Origin of the sequence: Limnohabitans sp., assembly GCF_030158565.1 — a bacterium.
Taxonomy (GTDB): domain Bacteria; phylum Pseudomonadota; class Gammaproteobacteria; order Burkholderiales; family Burkholderiaceae_C; genus Limnohabitans_A.
This window is the reverse complement of the sequence record NZ_JAOASQ010000063.1, coordinates 22609-40599: the sequence shown is the minus strand read 5'-3', so window position 1 is coordinate 40599 and position 17991 is coordinate 22609. Positions and strand designations below refer to the sequence as shown.

The following is a 17991-nucleotide window of genomic DNA, read 5'->3' as shown; positions in this document are numbered from 1 at the left end:
TGTGCAGCCCCGATTCACATATTCAACAGCCGACACAAGGTCAGGCTTGCGCCTTGGGCTTGCGCCCTTTGAAATCCACAACAGGTGCCAAACGGGCTTCACGCAGTTCATCCAGCGTGAAACCCAGTGCATGCAAGGGGGCTGGCACGCGTTTTTTACTGATCCTTTGGCCTGGTTTGACGGCTGGCTCGTCGCTCCAGACGATTTGCCAGCCTGTGCCTGCGGCGTCACGCTCGAGCGTGCCGCGGAATTTTTTGCGGTTGGCACTGACCATGCCTTGGGCGCTTTCACCCATGGGGGCTTTGAGCGTCAGGTCGATCAACTCGCCTGCAAAACGTTCAAAGTCTTTTTCGTGGCGCAGTGGCCGGTCAATACCTGGGGATGAGATTTCAAGGCGGTTGTAGGTCACGCCGTCGACTTCGAGGGCGAACTGCAACTGCCGATTGACTTTTTCGCAGTCTTCTACCGTGATGAAGGCATCAGAGCCAGGCTGCCATGGCCAATCGATCGTGATGCGCAGCAAGCCGCCCGCAGAGCGTTCAATTTCGACCAGGTCATAGCCCAGGCCGATCACGGTTTCTTCAACGATTTGTTGCAGTGCCACAGAACTTCGAAATGTCAAACTTAAAAATGAAAGACCAAAAAAAACGGGCGGTGAAAACCCGCCCGTTTGGTCGTGAAGCCGGTATTCTATCCGATAAATGCGCTAAGTGTGTGATTTTTAAGAGAAATATGAGCATGAAAGCGCATCGGGCCAGGCTAGGGCATCCCGGGGCCGACGGCAAGGCACAATGGGCCGTCAAAAGCATTCACAGGGGCATGTTTTGAATACGGTATCACGTTGGATGGACGAGAACGTCTGGTCTTTGGGTCGCGACATGCGCTGGTCCTATTTGCCGCCACTCATGGTTTATATGGCCGCTGGCGTGCAGGGCCTCACCGGCATCGTGGGCACATTTTTCGTCAAAGAGCACCTGGGTTTGCCGGCAGAATTTCTGGCAGCACTGGCCTTTTGGACCGGCTTGCCATGGGCGCTCAAAATGCCGATTGGGCATTTGGTGGATATTTTCTGGCGCTACAAAGCGGGTTTCATCGTTTTAGGGGCCAGCCTGATCACAGCCAGCTTGCTCATTATGGCCGGGCTGGTGGGGCAGCGCGAGGCCATGGCCTCGGTGTGGAGTGTCAATTCCTGGTTCGTTCTGGCCGCACTGCTCAGTCCGGTGGGCTATGTGCTGCAAGACGCGACCGCAGACGCCATGACCGTTGAGGCGGTACCCAAGTGCCACGCAGACGGCACGCCGGTCGATGCCGCCTCGCTCAAACGGATGCACACCACCATGCAAACCCTGGGACGCGTGGCGATCGTGGGCGGCACCATCCTCGTGGCGCTGATCAATCTGAGCATGTTCGCCGATGTGCAAACCCTGAGTGCGGCCGAAAAAACGCTCACCTACCGCAACCTTTACCTGATGGCCCTGGTCATTCCTTTGCTGTCGGTGATTGGTTTGCTGGTGGCACGCGTGCAGCGCAACGCCCAAGTCAAGCAACACATGGCGCGGGGACTGAGTCGGGCCCAGGCCATGGCCTTGTTCCAGCCGGAAGATGGCGACACGACGCCCAATGCGGTGCTGCTCGGCGGCAGCCTGGTGTTTGTGACCTTGACCATTGGTCTGGGTTTGTCAGGCTGGCGTTTCAGCCAGGAACTGATTTTTGTGAGTTCCATGCTCATCATCGGCGTACTCATGGCACGCCTGATGCGTGAGCTGGAACCTGCTGCACGTCACACCCTGCTGGGCACAGCTTTGGTGATCTTCATGTTTCGCGCCGTACCCGGCACCGGGGCCGGCATGTCATGGTGGATGATCGATCAACTGGGCTTTGATCAGCCCTTTTTCTCGGTCTTGTCGCTGATTGGCAGCACCCTGGCACTCGCTGGCATGTTCGTGTTTCGCCGCTTCATGACGGACCGCTCGATTTTTTATGTGGTCGGTTCGCTCACGGTGCTGGGCACCTTGCTCAGCTTGCCCACCCTGGGCATGAGCTTGGGTCTGCACGAATGGACGGCCGCACACACGGGCGGCGTGGTCGATGCACGGTTTATCGCCATCGTCGATACCGCTTTGGAGTCGCCACTGGGCCAAATCAGCATGATTCCGATGCTGGTCTGGATTGCCAACTCCGCCCCACCCCACCTGAAGGCCACCTACTTCGCGGTCATGGCCAGCTTCACCAACCTGGCGCTGTCGGCCGCACAGTTGGGCACCAAGTACCTCAATCAGATTTTTACGCTGACACGCCAAGTGCGTGACGCCGCTGGAAGCGTGACCGTTCCGGCCAATTACGCCGATCTGAGCGGCTTGCTGCTCAGCACCTTGCTGATCGGTCTGCTGATGCCGATGGCAGCCATCGCCTTTGCACGCTGGCGCGGCTGGGGCAGCGCCTGAAACCACAGGGTGGCGCGTGCGACAATCCCACCCAGATTTTTTTCCGAAAGAAGACTTCCATGACCACCCAAACAGGTTTCCTCGCAGGCAAAAAACTGCTGATCACCGGCGTTTTGTCCAACCGCTCGATCGCCTATGGCATCGCCAAGGCCTGCCATGCCCAAGGGGCCGAGCTGGCGTTCAGCTATGTCGGCGAGCGTTTCAAGGACCGCATCACCGAATTCGCAGCCGACTTTGGCTCCAAGTTGGTGTTCGATTGCGATGTCGGCAGCGACGAGCAAATTGAAAAGCTGTTCACCGATCTGTCGGCCCACTGGCCCAAGTTCGACGGCTTCGTGCACGCCATCGGCTACGCTCCCCGCGAAGCCATCGCCGGCGACTTTCTCGACGGTCTGTCGCGTGAAGGTTTCAAGATCGCCCACGACATCAGCGCCTACAGCTTCCCTGCGATGGCCAAGGCTTGCTTGCCCTACCTGAACGACAAGTCGTCTGTACTGACCCTCACCTACTTGGGTGCCATCCGCAACGTGCCCAACTACAACACCATGGGCCTGGCCAAAGCCAGCCTGGAAGCCTCAGTGCGTTACCTGGCCGAATCTCTGGGCAGCCAAGGCCGCGGCATGCGTGCCAACGGCATCTCGGCCGGCCCCATCAAAACCCTGGCGGCCAGCGGCATCAAGGGCTTCGGCAAAATCCTGTCGGTGGTGGCCGAAACGTCACCCATCCGCCGCAACGTGACCATCGATGACGTGGGCAATGTGGCCGCTTTCTTGCTGAGCGATCTGGCCGCAGGCGTGACCGCGGAGATCACCTATGTGGACGGTGGCTTCAGCCAAGTCGTGGGCGGCATTGCCGAACCTGCCGAAGCGGCCTGATTGCGCTGCGCCCAACAAAAAAGCGGCCTTGGCCGCTTTTTTGTTGTCCGAACCTTGGCGTCTGCCCAGGGCCAAACCGATCAGGACTCCCGCACGCAATCAGCGTAGTAACGCTTCTTGCCGTCTTCGTCCTTGATCTCAACCAAGCCGTGGATGTCGGTCTCAAAGCCAGGGCACTTCTCGTTGAACTCGCGGGCGAACTTGAGGTAGTCCACGATTTTCTTGTTGAAAACCTCGCCAGGAATCAGCAAAGGAATGCCTGGTGGGTAAGGCGTCACCAAGCCCACGGTGATACGGCCTTCCAGGTGATCAATTTCCACGCGCTCGGTCTTGCGCTGGGCAATGTGCGCGTAGGCATCCGAAGGCTTCATGGCTGGCGCGAGGTCTGACAGATACATGTCGGTGGTCAGGCGCGCGATGTCGTACTTGGCGTACATCTCGTGCACATGCTGACACAGGTCTCGCAAACCCATGCGCTCGTAGCGGGGGTGCTTCTGGCAGAACTCGGGCAGGATTTTCCACATCGGCTGGTTCTTGGCGTAATCGTCCTTGAACTGTTGCAAAGCCGTCAACAGCGTGTTCCAGCGGCCCTTGGTGATGCCGATGGTGAACATGATGAAGAAGCTGTAGAGGCCTGTCTTTTCGACCACCACGCCGTGCTCGGTCAGGAACTTGCTGACGATCGAAGCCGGGATGCCGGTCTTGTCGAACTTGCCATCTAGGTCCAGGCCGGGCGTCACGATGGTCGATTTGATCGGGTCGAGCATGTTGAAGCCATCGGCCAGCTGCTGGCCAAAGCCGTGCCATTTGCTGGCCTTCTTGCGCGGGTCGTTGCGCAAAATCCAATCATCGGCGCGGCCAATGCCCTCCTCGCCAAACTTCTCCGGTCCCCAGACCTTGAACCACCAATCCTTGCCGTATTCGGCATCCACCTTGCGCATGGCACGGCGAAAATCCAAAGCCTCGGCAATGCTCTCTTCCACCAGCGCGGTGCCGCCAGGTGGCTCCATCATGGCGGCTGCCACATCGCAGCTGGCGATGATGCTGTACTGCGGGCTGGTCGAGGTGTGCATCAGGTACGCCTCGTTGAACAACGGGCGGTCCAGCTTGGTGTTTTGCGCATCCTGCACCAGCACATGGCTGGCCTGGCTGATGCCCGCCAACAGCTTGTGAATGGATTGGGTGGCATAAACCATCGACTCTTTGGGACGGGCGCGCTTTTTGCCCATGGCATGGTACGGACCATAAAACGGGTGGAATGCTGCGTGTGGCAACCAGGCCTCGTCAAAGTGCAGGTTCTCCACATAACCGTCGAGCATGCCCTTGATGGTCTCGGTGTTGTAGAGCACGCCGTCGTACGTTGACTGCGTCAGGGTCAGGATGCGTGGCTTGACCTTTTTGGCGTCCACACCCTTGAGCAACGGGTTCTTCTTGATCTTGGCCTGGATGGCTGCGGGTTCGAATTCGCTCTTGGGGATCGGGCCGATGATGCCGAAATGGTTGCGTGTGGGCTTCAAGAACACGGGAATCGCCCCGGTCATGATGATCGAGTGCAGGATGGATTTGTGGCAATTGCGGTCCACCACCACCACATCACCAGGGGCCACGGCATGGTGCCAGACCATCTTGTTGGAGGTGCTGGTGCCATTGGTCACAAAGAAGCAATGGTCGGCATTGAAAATGCGCGCCGCATTGCGCTCGCTTTCGCCAATGGCGCCGTTGTGGTCCAACAGCTGGCCGAGTTCTTCCACCGCATTGCACACGTCGGCGCGCAGCATGTTCTCGCCATAAAACTGGTGGTACATCTGGCCCACCGGGCTTTTCAGGAAAGCCACGCCACCCGAATGACCGGGGCAGTGCCAAGAGTACGAGCCGTCTTCGGCGTAATCGAGCAAGGCCTTGAAGAACGGTGGCTGCAGACCTTCCAGGTAGCTCTTGGCTTCGCGGATGATGTGACGCGCCATGAATTCGGGCGTGTCTTCGTACATGTGGATGAAGCCATGCAACTCACGCAGGATGTCGTTGGGCAAGTGCTGGCTGGTCTTGGTCTCGCCGTAGATGTAGATCGGCACATCGGCATTCTTGCGGCGCACTTCATCGATGAAGGCACGCAAACTGATGACAGCGGGGTCGAGATCCGGACCGGGCGAAAACTCTTCGTCATCGATCGACAGGATGAACGCACTGGCACGGCTTTGCTGCTGCGCAAACTGCGACAAGTCACCATAACTGGTTACACCCAAAACCTCGAAGCCTTCGCTGACGATGGCGTCCGCCAAAGCGCGGATACCCAAGCCTGAAGTGTTTTCAGAACGGTAGTCTTCGTCAATGATGACGATGGGAAAGCGAAATTTCATGGCGGAGGTGGGCTCAAGCCCCAAAGAGGGAGAAACAGGCGCGAAGTTTAAGGATAAAAAGTGACTTCCACGCGACAAAGATCAGATTTCCTGAAAAAACCTGCACCCGATCCACCCTGCGATTTGCCCAAGGCTCTCAAAAACGGGTATTTCCACTGCTACAATCAGAGGCTCTGGAACGGTGGATGAGTGGTTTAAGTCGCACGCCTGGAAAGCGTGTGTGGGTTAATAGCCCACCGCGGGTTCGAATCCCGCCTGTTCCGCCAGAAACGAAAAAGCCTGCACGCAAGTGCAGGCTTTTTTTATGCCCAAACACCCCCGTTAGGGGGCGGGTTGCTTCAGCGAACCACGGCCAACTGGGCGCGTTCGCCACCTTTGTAGGTGTACAGGGTCAAAGCGCCGTTCTTGATGTCGCCTTTTTCGTCAAACACGATGTCACCGGTCACGCCTTTGTATTTGATGGCTTTCAGAGCGGGCAAATACTTGGCTGGATCGGCAGAACCGGCGTTCACCATGGCGGTCGCCATGACTTTCACGGCGTCGTACACATAAGGTGCATAGACCTGCACATCAGCGTTGAACTTGGCTTTGAAGTCTGCACGGAACTTGTCCATGCCAGCTTTTTGCTCGCCTTCCACACCGCCGGCTTCAGCGCAGAAAACGGTCTCGTCTTTCATGGCATCACCAGCCAGCTTGGCCAACTCGGTGGTGCAGATGCCATCGCCGCCCATGAATTTGGCGTTGATGCCCAGGGATTTCATCTGGCGCAGCATCGGGCCAGCCACAGCGTCCATACCGCCGAAGAAGACGACATCCGGTTTTTTGGCCTTCAAGGTGGTCAAAATGGCGTTGAAGTCAGAAGCCTTGTCGGTCGTGAACTCATGGCCCACGATGGTGCCGCCAGCAGCGGTCGCGCCCTTTTTGAATTCTTCGGCCACACCCTGGCCGTAAGCGGTACGGTCGTCGATCACGGCAATGTTTTTGCCTTTGAGGGTTTCCACCGCGTATTTGCCCAGCGTGCCGCCCAAGTGCACGTCGTCAGCCACCACGCGGAAAGCGCCGGTGTAGCCCTGACGGGTGTATTTGGGGTTGGTCGCCGATGGCGAAATCTGGGGAATACCTGCCGTGTTGTAAATCTGTGAGGCAGGAATGGTCGTGCCAGAGTTCAGGTGGCCAATCACGCCGTTGACTTTGGCGTCCACCAGCTTTTGCGCGGCCGCCGTACCCTGCTTGGGGTCAGCGGCATCATCTTCAGCCAGCAATTCAAACTTGACAACTTTCTCACCCATTTTCAGGCCGGCAGCATTGAGTTCTTCAATCGCCATCCGGGCGCCGTTTTCGTTGTCTTTACCCAAGTGAGCGATGGCACCACTGACCGGGCCCACGTGGCCAATTTTGATCACAAGCGCATCCGATGCGGCTTCTTTCTTGCCGCAGCCCGCCAAAAGCACGGCAGCGACGGCCACAGCGACCACAGACAAAGAACGATGACCTGAAAATTTCATAAGAACTCCGAATTAGAAATTGCTTCAATCAAGCAACGCTGAACCATACTGCAATTGATGCAATTTGTGACTCAGGGAAAACCTAAATCACCTGTCCTCGTCAGGTGATCGGCTGATGTTTTTGTAGATTTCAGCGCGTTTGGCCCACATGCCTTCAACGCTTCGCTGCACCAGCTCCGAGGCCATGCGGTCGAGCTCGGGTCGCAGGTTTTGCATCAGTTCCGCAGACAGCGCCAACACAGAGGCTTTCTCGGCCATACGGGCATCCAATGCGACCAGAACAGCGGCCGGGATATCGGACGTGGGCACGACATGGGTCAGCACTGGAATGGCTGCGGATGCTGCGCCAGAGGGTGAATCCATGTTCATGACGCGCTCCGTTTGGATAAATCGTGTTGCAACAAATCATAGCCCTGGGCGGTGTAATGCTTCCATCGCTGGCGCGCCGTCATGCGGCCATGGTCGTCCACCGCCACGATTTCAATCAAGCGCTCAAAGCGCTCAAAACCTGCTGGCACCTCATCGCCCAAATTGACCAGCACTTGCCGCCCGGCGCACAGGTCGGCATCTTCACTCAACAAAATCGGCGAGGCGTTTTGCACTTCTGGGCTGTCAGCTGCCGTGCTGTGTGGCAAAAAATCCGCTGCGGAAAAGGTCCACAGAGCCGAATCGAGTTGGCGCAAAGCCGCCGCCGAGCCCAGCACCCCAATGCGCAAGTTTTGTGCATTGGCTTTGCGCAGCAGGCGACAGGCGTATTGCAAGCGCTCTGGCGCGTTGAAATGGAATTCAATTCGGGTCATGGCCACAGTCATCGACGACGAGGGGCTCGGGCTGGCGTGCTCGCCTTGGACAAGAGGTAATGCATCAGCAAGGCCACCGGGCGGCCTGTGGCGCCTTTGGCGGCCCCACTGCGCCAAGCTGTGCCAGCAATGTCAAGATGCGCCCAGGGGTATTTCTTGGCAAAACGCTGCAAGAACTTGGCAGCGGTCACCGATCCGGCTTGTCGGCCGGCCACATTGGCCACATCGGCAAAACGGGTTTTCAGGCCCTCGGCGTATTCATCGTCCATCGGCATGCGCCAGCACAAGTCGCCAGCGTTGTCACCCGCTTGCTGCAGCTGTTGCGCTAATTCGTCGTCGCTGGTGAACAAGCCTGATCGAACCCCTCCCAAGGCGATGACACAAGCGCCTGTCAAGGTGGCGATGTCGATCACGGCCTGGGGCTTGAAGCGCTCGGCATAGGTCAATGCATCGCACAAGACCAAGCGCCCTTCTGCATCGGTGTTCAGGATTTCGATGGTTTGACCGCTCATGCTGGTGACCACATCACCGGGCTTGACTGCCAGGCCATCGGGCATGTTCTCAGTCGCGGGGATCAGGCCCACCACGTTGATCTCTGGCTTGAGTTCCCCCAAAGCCTTGAACACACCCAGCACACTGGCCGCGCCGCTCATGTCGTATTTCATTTCATCCATTTCAGCCGCAGGCTTCATCGAGATGCCTCCGGTGTCGAAGGTGATGCCCTTGCCCACCAGCACGACCGGTGCCTGTGTGCTGGACGCGCCGTTGTAGCGCATCACGATGAAACGCAAAGGCTCAGCAGCACCCCGAGCCACCGCCATGAAAGAGCCCATGCCCAGTTTGGCGACCTCTTTGGGTCCCAAGACTTCACATTTGAATGCCGCACCTTTGGCTATGGCTTGAGCCGCCTGGGCCAGCATGGTGGGCGTGGCGTGGTTGGCCGGGCGATTGGCCCATTCTTTGGCCAATTCAACACCCGCCGACAGGGCTTGTGCCTGCGCCAGAGCCGTTTTGTGCGCCGCATTGACTTCTGATGCACTGAACGTGATCTGCTTCAAAGACCTGTATGAAGGTTTGCTCAAAGTCGTGGTGTAGATGTAACTGGCGTCAGCCAGCGCCGCTGCCGCCGACTGCAGGCTGTTGGCCGACCATTGGCCATGTGCGTAAACACCGAGGTGCTTGACCTTGGCGGACTTCAGCGCAGCCCAAGCGGCCGTCGCGGCGATTCGAATCTGTGTCGCTTTGTTTTCACCTGTGCATGCCACGATCACATGGCGTGCCTTGGTGCCCGCCTGTCCGTAGGTGCTCAAAACAGAACCTGTTTTGAGCTCGAAGTCACCCTTTTGGACCGCTTGCTGTACCAGGGTGCTGATGGGATCTTTTTCTGTGGAAGTCGCATCTGGTTGCGAGGGCCAGAAAACAATCAAAGCATCAAGATCGTCACGAATGACACGGGACAAGGCACGTTTTTGGATTTCGAAGTTCATAATTCAGTTTTTCCTTCCTGCCAATGTTATTCCATTCCTCTTTACGCAAGGACCTTGCGCGCAATTTCGGTGCCACGCTGGTGATATTGATCACCATCGTGATGACCGTCATTTTGATCAGGACTCTGGGGCAAGCCAGCCGAGGCAGCGTCAACCCCTCCGAAGTCTTGCTGGTCATGGGCTTCAGTGTTTTGAGCCAAATGACCACCATCATCACGCTGAGCTTGTTCATTGCAGTGGTTTCCACACTTTCTCGCATGTACAGCGACAGCGAGATGGTGATCTGGTTCTCCAGTGGTCAGGGGCTGGCCAATTTCGTCAAGCCACTGTTGCGTTTTGCTTGGCCTGTGTTGCTGATCATCGTCTTGTTGGCGCTGTTCGCATGGCCATGGAGCAACCTTCAAATCCAGGAACTGCAACACCGCTACGAACAACGCAATGACCTTGAGCGGATAGCCCCTGGGCAATTTCAGGAGTCTTCAGGAGGCAAGCGCGTTTTTTTCATCGACAAAGACAGCCCGGACAACCGTTTTGGCAAAAACGTCTTTGTGTCCAGCATCGAAGCCGGTCTGGAAATCGTCACCACGGCACAACAAGGACGCATCGACTTGGTGGGTAACGAACGATTTTTGAAGCTGGAAAAAGGCCGACAATGGTCCACCAACCTCGCCACGGGTGAAACACGCCTGACACAGTTTGAGCATTACGAAGTGCTGGTGGATGACGATGTTTTGCCGTCCAACGAATCGCTCAGCAGCCGACACACCGCCAGTTGGGACTTGTTGAAGAATCCGACACGTGAAAACCTGGGTGAGCTCGGTTGGCGATTGGGCTTGGGCCTGGCGGCCATCAACTTGGTGTTGCTCGCATTGGCCGTCTCGGCCATCAACCCACGTGTCGGCAAAAGCTACCACCTAGGACTGGCCCTGTTCATTTTCATCGCCTACTACAACATGCTGAACGTGGGTCAAAGCTGGGTGGCAACCGGTCGCGTGCAGCTCTTGTCTTTCCTGATTGCCCTGCATGGCTGCGTCTTTTTGCTTGCGGCAAGCTGGTTGTGGGCTCGCCACATGAATGGGTCCTGGCGTTCTTTCTGGGTGCGTAAAACCGACGCCAAGGGAGGGCTGAAATGAAAACCGTCCGGCGTCTTTTGCATGGAGAGATCATCACAGCCGTGGCTTTTGTGGCTGTCGGATTTTTGGCCTTGTTCATGTTTTTCGACCTCGTCGATGAGCTGCAAGCTGTCGCGAAACACGCGGCTCAAGGCTATCAATTGCAACAAGCCTTGTTCTACATTGCGTTGAAGGTTCCCGAGCATCTGTACCAATTGCTGCCTTTGTCGGTGCTGATTGGTTGTATTTTCGTGATGGCGCGCTTGGCTCAAAGTTCCGAATTCACCATTTTGCGAACGGGTGGGCTTGACCCATTGCGCGCATTGGTCACCTTGCTGCGCCTTGGGGTGATTTTTGTGGGTCTGACCTTTGTGATCGGTGATTACATCGCCCCGTGGGCCGATCGGCAGGCCATACAAGTCAAAGCGCTGTACCAGGGTCATTTGACCATTGGCCAAACCGGCGCGTGGCTCAAAGAAAAACAAAATGAGCGTCATTTCGCGGTCAATGTGCGCAGTTTCGATGGCATCGCGCACATGCGCAATGTGCGCATCCACGAGTTCAACGAGGCAGGCCAATTGCTGGGCATCACCACCGCCGAGCAAGCTGACATACACAACGGGCAATGGGCTTTGCAGCAAGTTGCCCAAAAAACGGTCGGTATAGAAAAGCCATCAAGCACGCTGAAATACGTCTCCCAAAAGCATCAAGAGCTGCTTTGGCCTACCGAGATCAGCGCTGACATGGTGGCGGCAGCGTTGCTCACCCCCGATCGCATGCGGACTTGGGAGCTGTTCAAATACATGCGGCATTTGTCCAGCAACAATCAAAACTCCCAGCGCTACGAAATTGAATTCTGGCGCAAAGTGTTCTACCCCTTGAGCTGCTTGGTGATGCTGGTTCTGGCTTTGCCGTTTGCCTATTTGCACTTTCGCACAGGACAAATTGCAGGCCATGTGTTTTTGGGTGTGCTGGCAGGCATCAGTTTTTCATTGCTCAACAACGTCTTCCGCTTTGTTGGTGACTTGCAAAACTGGGAGCCTTGGCTCACGTCAGCAGCGCCCTCCTTGATTTACAGCGCCATATCCTTGGCCGCATTTTGGTGGATGGTCTTACGGCGATGACACAACAACTTCCTGTCGGCACTGGTGTTATTTTGTTTGCCCACGGATCACGCGATCCCTTGTGGCGCCTGCCCATCGATGCCGTCGCCCAAAGCATGCGCCAGCGCTGGCCGGATCTTCCTGTCGCATGTGCATTTCTGGAATTGACCACGCCCGATCTGGCCACGGTGGTCGAGCAACTCATGGCTCAGAACTTGACCCGACTGCGCATCGTGCCCATGTTTCTGGGCGTAGGCCGACATGCCAGAGAAGATCTGCCCAAACTGGTCGATGAGCTGCGCTTGGCTTATCCACAGATGGCGTTTGAACTCACCCCATCGGTGGGCGAGCATCCAGCCATGACGGCGCTGTTGGCTGACATCGCCGCAGCATCCGCATAGACTCATAAAGCATAATGATGGTGATCAATATGACATCAAGCATATGAACCTTCACCAATTTCGCTTCGTTCAAGAAGCTGCCCGACGTAACCTGAACCTCACCGAAACAGCCAAGGCCTTACACACCTCGCAACCGGGCGTGTCCAAAGCCATCATTGAACTCGAAGAGGAGCTGGGCATCGAGATTTTTGCCCGGCATGGCAAACGCCTCAAACGCATCACCGAGCCTGGCCAGCATGTCCTGCAGAGCATCGAAGTGATCCTGCGTGAAGTGGGCAATTTGCGCAAAATAGGTGACCAATACAGTGCCCAGGACAGTGGCACCCTGTCCATTGCCACCACCCACACCCAAGCGCGTTACGTCTTGCCTTTGCCGGTGGCCAAGCTGCGCGATAAATACCCGCTGGTCAACATCAGTCTGCACCAAGGCGCCCCCGACCAGGTGGCCAAAATGCTGCTCGATGACACCGCTGAAATTGGCATCGCTACAGAATCTTTGTCCGCTTATGAAGAGCTGGTGACCCTGCCCTGCTATGAATGGCAACATGTGTTGGTCCTGCCCCTGGATCATCCTTTGGCGGCAAAAGAACACATATCGCTGGAAGACATTGCCGCTCAACCCTTGATCACTTACCACCCGTCGTTTACGGGTCGAAGCCGAATCGACCACGCTTTTGCAGCCCGAAAACTTGAGCCACGCATCGCGCTAGAGGCCATCGATTCTGACGTCATCAAAACTTACGTGCGGCTGGGTCTGGGCATTGGCATCGTGGCCGAGATGGCCGTCAAGGACGATCTGGTTCAGGACCTGGCCGTCAGACCCTTGGGCAATCTGCTGGGCATGAACGTGGCCCGCGTGGCTTTCAAGCGCGGCGCCTACCTGCGCCACTTTGTCTACCATTTCGCACAATTGCTCAGTGATCGACTGACTGCACCGCTGATCGCCAAAGCCATGACCGGTCATGTCAACGATTACGAACTCTGACCCCTCGTATTCCACACCTTTCTTTGTTAAACGCCATGAACGCACGCACACCGAACCTGGTCTCCAAAGCCCCCAACATGGGCACCACCATCTTCACCGTCATGTCTGCCTTGGCAGCCGAAAAAGGCGCTGTCAACCTGGGGCAGGGTTTTCCGGACTTCCACTGCGATCCGCGCTTGCTGGATCTGGTCGACGACGCCATGCGTGAGGGCCTGAACCAATACCCGCCCATGACGGGTGTCGCGCCCTTGCGCGAAGCGGTCTCTCAAAAGATCGAAACTTTGTATGGTCGCCACTATGACCCGGTCAGCGAAATCACCGTCACGGCAGGGGCCACACAAGCCATCCTGACGACCATCCTGGCCATCGTGCATCCCGGTGATGAAGTCATTGTGCTGGAGCCGTGCTACGACAGCTATGTGCCCAACATCGAACTGGCTGGTGGCGTGGTCGTGCGCGTTCCCCTGACCCCTGGCACGTTCCGTCCGGACTTTGACAAGATCCGTGCGGCCATCAGCCCCAAAACACGCGCCATCCTGATCAACTCACCCCACAACCCCAGCGGCATGATCTGGTCTCGCCAGGACATGCTCACCCTGCAGGAAATTCTGGACCCGACCGACATCATCCTGATCAGTGACGAGGTTTATGAGCACATGGTCTATGCCCCCAACCAGCACTGGAGTGCCGCCCATTTTGCAGGTCTGGCGGCACGGGCTTTCATCGTCTCAAGCTTTGGCAAAACCTACCATGTGACCGGCTGGAAAATTGGCACCGTGGCCGCACCGGCAGCACTGACGGCGGAATTTCGAAAAGTGCACCAGTTCAACGTGTTCACCGTGAACACCCCCATGCAGCACGCATTGGCGCGTTACATGGCAGACCCCAAACCCTATCTTGAATTGCCAGCGTTCTACCAGCGCAAGCGGGACCTGTTCCGAGAGGGTTTGGCCCACACCAAGTTCAAACTGCTGCCAGGCGAAGGCACCTACTTCCAGTGCGTGGACATTTCGGCGCTGTCCGTGCCGGAAAAGAACCTGAGTGAAGCTGATTTTTGCAAATGGCTGACCACCGAGATCGGTGTGGCCGCGATTCCGCTGTCGGCTTTTTATGGCGGCGGTTTTGACCAGAAAGTCATCCGGTTTTGTTTCGCCAAGCAAGACACCACTTTGCTGTCGGCCCTGAAAAAACTCAAAGGACTTTGAGTTTTCAATCGTCGGTGTTGTCGTCCAAGCCCGGAAACAACACCGAGGTGAAGCCAAATCGGCTGAAGTCACGCACCCGCATGGGGTACAGCTTGCCGATCAGGTGGTCGCATTCATGCTGCACCACCCGGGCGTGAAAACCATCGGCGGTACGGTCAATCACCTGACCCTGGACGTCGAAACCCGTGTAACGGATGCGTTGCCAGCGCGGCACGATGGCCCGCATGCCGGGCACGGACAAGCAGCCCTCCCAGCCCTCTTGCTCTTCAGCGCCCAATGGGGTGATCACGGGGTTGATGAGCACGGTTTGCGCAAACGCTGGCTCATGCGGATAGCGTGGATTGATGGCACCCGTGCCAAAGATCACCACCTGCAGGTTCACACCAATCTGGGGCGCAGCCAGGCCTGCGCCATTCGCAGCCGCCATGGTCTCCAGCATGTCGGCCACCAAGGCATGCAACTCAGGCGTATCAAATTGCGTCACCGCAGGGGCCACACGCAACAGGCGCTCATCGCCCATTTTGAGAATGTCACGCACCGTCATGGTTTTTCTCCGTTCAACAACATGGCCAAGCCTGCATCGTCCAGCACCTGGATGCCCAGCGCTTGCGCCTTGTCGAGCTTGCTGCCCGCTTCGGCGCCGGCCACCACATAGCTGGTTTTTTTGCTGACCGAGCCCGCCACTTTGGCGCCCAAAGCTTCGAGTTTGTCCTTGGCCTCATCCCGGCCCATGCTTTGCAGAGAGCCTGTGAGGACCACGGTCAGACCGGCCAAGGGCATTTCGGTCGGCGCCAAGGCATCGCCCTCGGCCCAATGGATGCCGGCATCGCGCAGGGCCTGCACCACTTCGCGGTTGTGCGCTTGCGCAAAGAATGTGTGGATGCTGTGCGCCACGATGGGGCCCACATCGGGGACCTGCAACAAAGCATCTTCGCTGGCGTCCATGATGGCGGCCAGCTGGCCAAAATGACGGGCCAGTTCCTTGGCCGTGGCTTCGCCCACATGGCGAATGCCCAGACCAAACACAAAGCGCGGCAAGGTCGCTTGTTTGGATTTTTCCAGCGCGTCCAGCAGGTTCTGGGCCGACTTCTCGGCCATGCGGTCCATGCCCGCCAAGTCCTGCAGTTGCAAGCTGTACAGATCAGCCAGGGTGTTGACGCGACCCGAGTCGACCAATTGGTCCACCAGTTTGTCGCCCAAGCCCTCAATGTCCATGGCGCGGCGGTGCGCAAAATGCCAGACCGCCTGCTTGCGCTGGGCGCTGCAAAATAGTCCACCCGTGCAGCGGTGGTCGGCCTCGCCTTCTTCGCGTTCGGCCAAGCTGCCGCACACGGGGCAGTGGCTCATCATGGTGAATTGCGGCCCATCGGGTGGGCGGCGGTCGAGCACCACCGACACCACCTCGGGGATCACATCGCCCGCACGGCGCACGATCACGGTGTCGCCCACCCGCACGTCTTTGCGTCGGGCTTCGAGTTCGTTGTGCAACGTTGCGTTGGTCACGGTGACGCCGCCCACAAAGACCGGCGCCAATTTGGCAACCGGGGTAAGCTTGCCGGTGCGGCCCACCTGCACGTCAATGGCCAGCACGGTGGTCATTTCTTCCTGAGCCGGATATTTGTGGGCCACGGCCCAGCGCGGCTCGCGCGTCACAAAGCCCAGTTGCTGCTGCCAGTCGAGGCGGTTGACTTTGTAGACCACACCATCGATGTCATAAGGCAAAGCATCGCGCTCAGCGGCCATGCGCTGGTGAAAACCCACCAGGCCTGCAGCGCCCTGCACACACGAGGTTTGCTCGGCCACCGGAAAGCCCCAGCTTTTGAGTTGCTGCAAGGCTTCAAAATGGGTGCCCCAGACCGGGCCACCCTCGGCAGAAGGCGTGATGTCGCCCCAGCCGTAGGCGAAAAAGCTCAAGGGCCTCTCAGCGGCAATGCCCGAATCCAGTTGGCGCACCGCTCCCGCCGCCGCATTGCGCGGATTGACGAAGGTTTTTTCACCCTTCATGCCCGCGGCAATGCGTGCGCGCTGGCGTTCATTGAGTTTTTCAAAGTCATCGCGGCGCATGTACACCTCGCCGCGCACTTCCAGCACAGGCGGGGCATCGGCGGGCAAGCGCAGCGGGATCTGACCGATGGTGCGGATGTTGGCAGTGACCTCTTCACCGGTCTCGCCATCGCCACGCGTGGCGGCCTGCACCAGCACGCCGTTTTCATAACGCAGGCTCATGGCCAGGCCGTCAAATTTCAGCTCGGCCACATACTCAACGGCAGGCTCGGCCTCGCTCAGGTTCAGCTCTTTGCGGACACGGGCATCAAAAGCCTCGGCCCCGCTGGCTTCGGTGTCGGTTTCAGTGCGGATGCTGAGCATGGGGACGCGGTGCTGCACCGAGGCAAAGGCGTCCAGCACCTTGCCGCCCACACGCTGCGTGGGCGAGTCGGGCGTTAACAGCTCAGGGTGAGCGGTTTCCAGCGTTTGCAACTCGCGAAACAATCGGTCGTACTCGGCATCAGGCACTTCGGGTGCGTCCAGCGTGTAATAGCGATGCGCATGGTGGTGCAAAAGTGCCCGCAACTCGGCAGCGCGGGCCACATCGCGGGCTTTGTCCTCGTCGCTTGGCGGCGCGTCCCCAAACAGGTCCCGTGTGGACATGGATGACCCGCTCAAGAAAACAGACGGCGTGCTTGCTGCGAACCTGCTGACAACTCGCGCTGGTCGAGCGCGTCATACAGTTGCGTCAAGTCGATGGCGATTTGATCGAGCACATCATCACCCAGAACCTGCCCACCGCCATCGGTGATCAAGCCATCCATATCTTTGGTCAGCAAAGTGGCCGCTTCGCGCAAACGCCCGAAAGCATGGTCTTCGCGGGCAATTTGGGGCAAATCCAGGCTCAAGGAAAACTCGCGAATGGCCGACAGCGCCGGGTCATCGGCCATGGCAGCTTGGGTGTCAAAGGTCAAAGACAAGATCGGAGGCAAGCCCTGCACCGACGACGGCAAGACCATGCGCCCAGGGATCACGCCCGCCACAAAACCAAGGCGGGCTGCATGTTGCTGAACATAACCCGGGCTCCAAGCAGCAGCGCGGGCGCACAGCGTGAAGCTCAGCTGTGCATCGTGGTCGCTGGCGAACTGGTCCAGTTCACGGGCACGGGCCACTTCTTCCAGCATGTCGCTGAAAGTGGCCGTGCCGTTGACCGCATCTGCAAAGGCCTGGGTCTTGACCACGAACTCGGAGAACTCGATTTCATTGAGTGCACCCATGCGGTTGGCCAGTTGCACACCCGCCTGAAAAGCCGAATAACGGCGACCGGGCAGCAAAGGCTCCCACTCGCCGTTGAGCTGGCTGCAGCCTTCCACATTGAAAGGCTTGGTGCCCACGCGCCGGGTGGACGGCAAAGCGGCCAAGGCGGCATCGCCCGACACCGGCTGGTCCACTTCCACCATGGCGATCACGTCGATCAAGGCATCCAGCTGGGCTTTGCGCTCGGGTTGCGGCAGGCTGGCGAAGTCATCGGTCAAAACCGGCTCTTGTGGCTCGGATACACCCTGAGCTGAGGCCTGGTCGGCCAAGGGCTCGGTTAGCGGTTCGGCCTGGCGCGGCGCATTTTTGCGCGATGTCCAGTAGTTATAGATCACCACCGCCACCAAGGTCAGGCCACCGATACCGGCCAGGCTGACTTGCAAAGAACTCAAGGAATCCAGCATAAAAAATCTT

Annotated in this window: 16 protein-coding genes and 1 tRNA gene; 8 read left to right on the top strand and 9 right to left on the bottom strand. The window is 57.9% G+C overall.

The window, feature by feature from the left end; genetic code table 11:
- Window positions 1-40: 40 nt before the first annotated feature.
- Entirely contained in the window at window positions 41-604 is a 564-nt protein-coding gene (gene rimP / locus Q1W40_RS13225) for a ribosome maturation factor RimP (RefSeq protein ID WP_300712836.1), read from the bottom strand.
- A gap of 220 nt (window positions 605-824) precedes the next feature.
- Between rimP and Q1W40_RS13220 the strand changes: the two genes are divergently transcribed.
- Together Q1W40_RS13220 and fabI are read left to right on the top strand one after the other, a co-directional pair.
- On the top strand, window positions 825-2444 hold the full coding sequence (locus tag Q1W40_RS13220; protein ID WP_300712834.1) for a hypothetical protein: 1620 nt from the start codon (window positions 825-827) through the stop codon (window positions 2442-2444).
- A 59-nt stretch (window positions 2445-2503) separates the two neighbouring features.
- A complete protein-coding gene (gene fabI, locus Q1W40_RS13215; protein WP_108322618.1) occupies window positions 2504-3319 on the top strand; it encodes an enoyl-ACP reductase FabI in 816 nt (271 codons plus the stop codon).
- An 80-nt stretch (window positions 3320-3399) separates the two neighbouring features.
- Here the strand turns inward: fabI and Q1W40_RS13210 are convergent, their stop codons facing one another.
- Window positions 3400-5676 carry an arginine/lysine/ornithine decarboxylase gene (locus Q1W40_RS13210; protein WP_300712831.1) on the bottom strand — a complete coding sequence of 759 codons (2277 nt, stop codon included), beginning with the start codon at window positions 5674-5676 and terminating at the stop codon, window positions 3400-3402.
- 175 nt (window positions 5677-5851) lie between these two features.
- Between Q1W40_RS13210 and Q1W40_RS13205 the strand changes: the two genes are divergently transcribed.
- A tRNA-Ser gene (locus Q1W40_RS13205) sits at window positions 5852-5942 on the top strand.
- Window positions 5943-6014: 72 nt separating this feature from the next.
- Here Q1W40_RS13205 and Q1W40_RS13200 read toward each other — a convergent pair.
- The 4 genes from Q1W40_RS13200 to Q1W40_RS13185 all read right to left on the bottom strand — a co-directional run bounded on the left by Q1W40_RS13200 (window position 6015) and on the right by Q1W40_RS13185 (window position 9468).
- Complete coding sequence (locus Q1W40_RS13200; protein WP_300712829.1) at window positions 6015-7181, bottom strand: branched-chain amino acid ABC transporter substrate-binding protein; 1167 nt, start codon at window positions 7179-7181, stop codon at window positions 6015-6017.
- A gap of 87 nt (window positions 7182-7268) precedes the next feature.
- Window positions 7269-7544 (bottom strand): hypothetical protein, encoded by a 276-nt coding sequence (locus Q1W40_RS13195; protein WP_300712827.1) that lies wholly within the window; start codon window positions 7542-7544, stop codon window positions 7269-7271.
- 2 nt (window positions 7545-7546) lie between these two features.
- Window positions 7547-7981 (bottom strand): DNA polymerase III subunit chi, encoded by a 435-nt coding sequence (locus tag Q1W40_RS13190; RefSeq protein ID WP_300712825.1) that lies wholly within the window; start codon window positions 7979-7981, stop codon window positions 7547-7549.
- 8 nt (window positions 7982-7989) lie between these two features.
- Complete coding sequence (locus Q1W40_RS13185) at window positions 7990-9468, bottom strand: leucyl aminopeptidase (protein ID WP_300712823.1); 1479 nt, start codon at window positions 9466-9468, stop codon at window positions 7990-7992.
- A gap of 23 nt (window positions 9469-9491) precedes the next feature.
- Between Q1W40_RS13185 and lptF the strand changes: the two genes are divergently transcribed.
- Genes lptF through Q1W40_RS13160 form a run of 5 tightly spaced genes read left to right on the top strand, consistent with a single transcriptional unit; the run spans window position 9492 to window position 14274 of the window.
- Window positions 9492-10601, top strand: coding sequence for an LPS export ABC transporter permease LptF (gene lptF / locus Q1W40_RS13180; RefSeq protein WP_300712821.1), 1110 nt, complete (start codon window positions 9492-9494; stop codon window positions 10599-10601).
- The gene (lptG, locus tag Q1W40_RS13175; RefSeq protein WP_300712819.1) at window positions 10598-11704 is read left to right on the top strand and encodes an LPS export ABC transporter permease LptG; all 1107 of its coding nucleotides are present in this window, start codon (window positions 10598-10600) and stop codon (window positions 11702-11704) included. Before lptF ends, lptG begins: the two co-directional genes overlap by 4 nt.
- Window positions 11701-12084: a CbiX/SirB N-terminal domain-containing protein gene (locus Q1W40_RS13170; protein WP_300712817.1), complete on the top strand. Its 384-nt coding sequence runs from the start codon at window positions 11701-11703 to the stop codon at window positions 12082-12084. The genes lptG and Q1W40_RS13170 overlap by 4 nt, the downstream gene beginning before the upstream one ends.
- A 43-nt stretch (window positions 12085-12127) precedes the next feature.
- The gene (locus Q1W40_RS13165) at window positions 12128-13069 is read left to right on the top strand and encodes a CysB family HTH-type transcriptional regulator (protein WP_300712815.1); all 942 of its coding nucleotides are present in this window, start codon (window positions 12128-12130) and stop codon (window positions 13067-13069) included.
- A gap of 35 nt (window positions 13070-13104) precedes the next feature.
- Complete coding sequence (locus tag Q1W40_RS13160) at window positions 13105-14274, top strand: pyridoxal phosphate-dependent aminotransferase (protein WP_300712813.1); 1170 nt, start codon at window positions 13105-13107, stop codon at window positions 14272-14274.
- A 4-nt stretch (window positions 14275-14278) separates the two neighbouring features.
- On the opposite strand, the gene def is transcribed toward Q1W40_RS13160, so the two are convergent.
- Genes def through Q1W40_RS13145 form a run of 3 tightly spaced genes read right to left on the bottom strand, consistent with a single transcriptional unit; the run spans window position 14279 to window position 17969 of the window.
- Window positions 14279-14818: a peptide deformylase gene (gene def, locus Q1W40_RS13155; protein ID WP_300712811.1), complete on the bottom strand. Its 540-nt coding sequence runs from the start codon at window positions 14816-14818 to the stop codon at window positions 14279-14281.
- The gene (gene ligA, locus Q1W40_RS13150) at window positions 14815-16923 is read right to left on the bottom strand and encodes an NAD-dependent DNA ligase LigA (RefSeq protein ID WP_300712809.1); all 2109 of its coding nucleotides are present in this window, start codon (window positions 16921-16923) and stop codon (window positions 14815-14817) included. Before ligA ends, def begins: the two co-directional genes overlap by 4 nt.
- Before the next feature lie 11 nt (window positions 16924-16934).
- On the bottom strand, window positions 16935-17969 hold the full coding sequence (locus Q1W40_RS13145; protein ID WP_300712956.1) for a cell division protein FtsZ: 1035 nt from the start codon (window positions 17967-17969) through the stop codon (window positions 16935-16937).
- Between the last annotated feature and the right edge of the window lie 22 nt (window positions 17970-17991).

Bases quoted from the DNA above. Each gene is read 5' to 3' on its own strand.
- lptG (WP_300712819.1), top strand. From the start codon at position 10,598: ATGAAAACCGTCCGGCGTCTTTTGCATGGAGAGATCATCACAGCCGTG.
- Q1W40_RS13185 (WP_300712823.1), bottom strand. From the start codon at position 9,468: ATGAACTTCGAAATCCAAAAACGTGCCTTGTCCCGTGTCATTCGTGAC.
- Q1W40_RS13165 (WP_300712815.1), top strand. From the start codon at position 12,128: ATGAACCTTCACCAATTTCGCTTCGTTCAAGAAGCTGCCCGACGTAAC.
- lptF (WP_300712821.1), top strand. From the start codon at position 9,492: ATGTTATTCCATTCCTCTTTACGCAAGGACCTTGCGCGCAATTTCGGT.
- Q1W40_RS13195 (WP_300712827.1), bottom strand. From the start codon at position 7,544: ATGGATTCACCCTCTGGCGCAGCATCCGCAGCCATTCCAGTGCTGACC.
- Q1W40_RS13210 (WP_300712831.1), bottom strand. From the start codon at position 5,676: ATGAAATTTCGCTTTCCCATCGTCATCATTGACGAAGACTACCGTTCT.
- ligA (WP_300712809.1), bottom strand. From the start codon at position 16,923: ATGTCCACACGGGACCTGTTTGGGGACGCGCCGCCAAGCGACGAGGAC.
- Q1W40_RS13190 (WP_300712825.1), bottom strand. From the start codon at position 7,981: ATGACCCGAATTGAATTCCATTTCAACGCGCCAGAGCGCTTGCAATAC.
- Q1W40_RS13200 (WP_300712829.1), bottom strand. From the start codon at position 7,181: ATGAAATTTTCAGGTCATCGTTCTTTGTCTGTGGTCGCTGTGGCCGTC.
- Q1W40_RS13170 (WP_300712817.1), top strand. From the start codon at position 11,701: ATGACACAACAACTTCCTGTCGGCACTGGTGTTATTTTGTTTGCCCAC.
- fabI (WP_108322618.1), top strand. From the start codon at position 2,504: ATGACCACCCAAACAGGTTTCCTCGCAGGCAAAAAACTGCTGATCACC.
- def (WP_300712811.1), bottom strand. From the start codon at position 14,818: ATGACGGTGCGTGACATTCTCAAAATGGGCGATGAGCGCCTGTTGCGT.
- Q1W40_RS13160 (WP_300712813.1), top strand. From the start codon at position 13,105: ATGAACGCACGCACACCGAACCTGGTCTCCAAAGCCCCCAACATGGGC.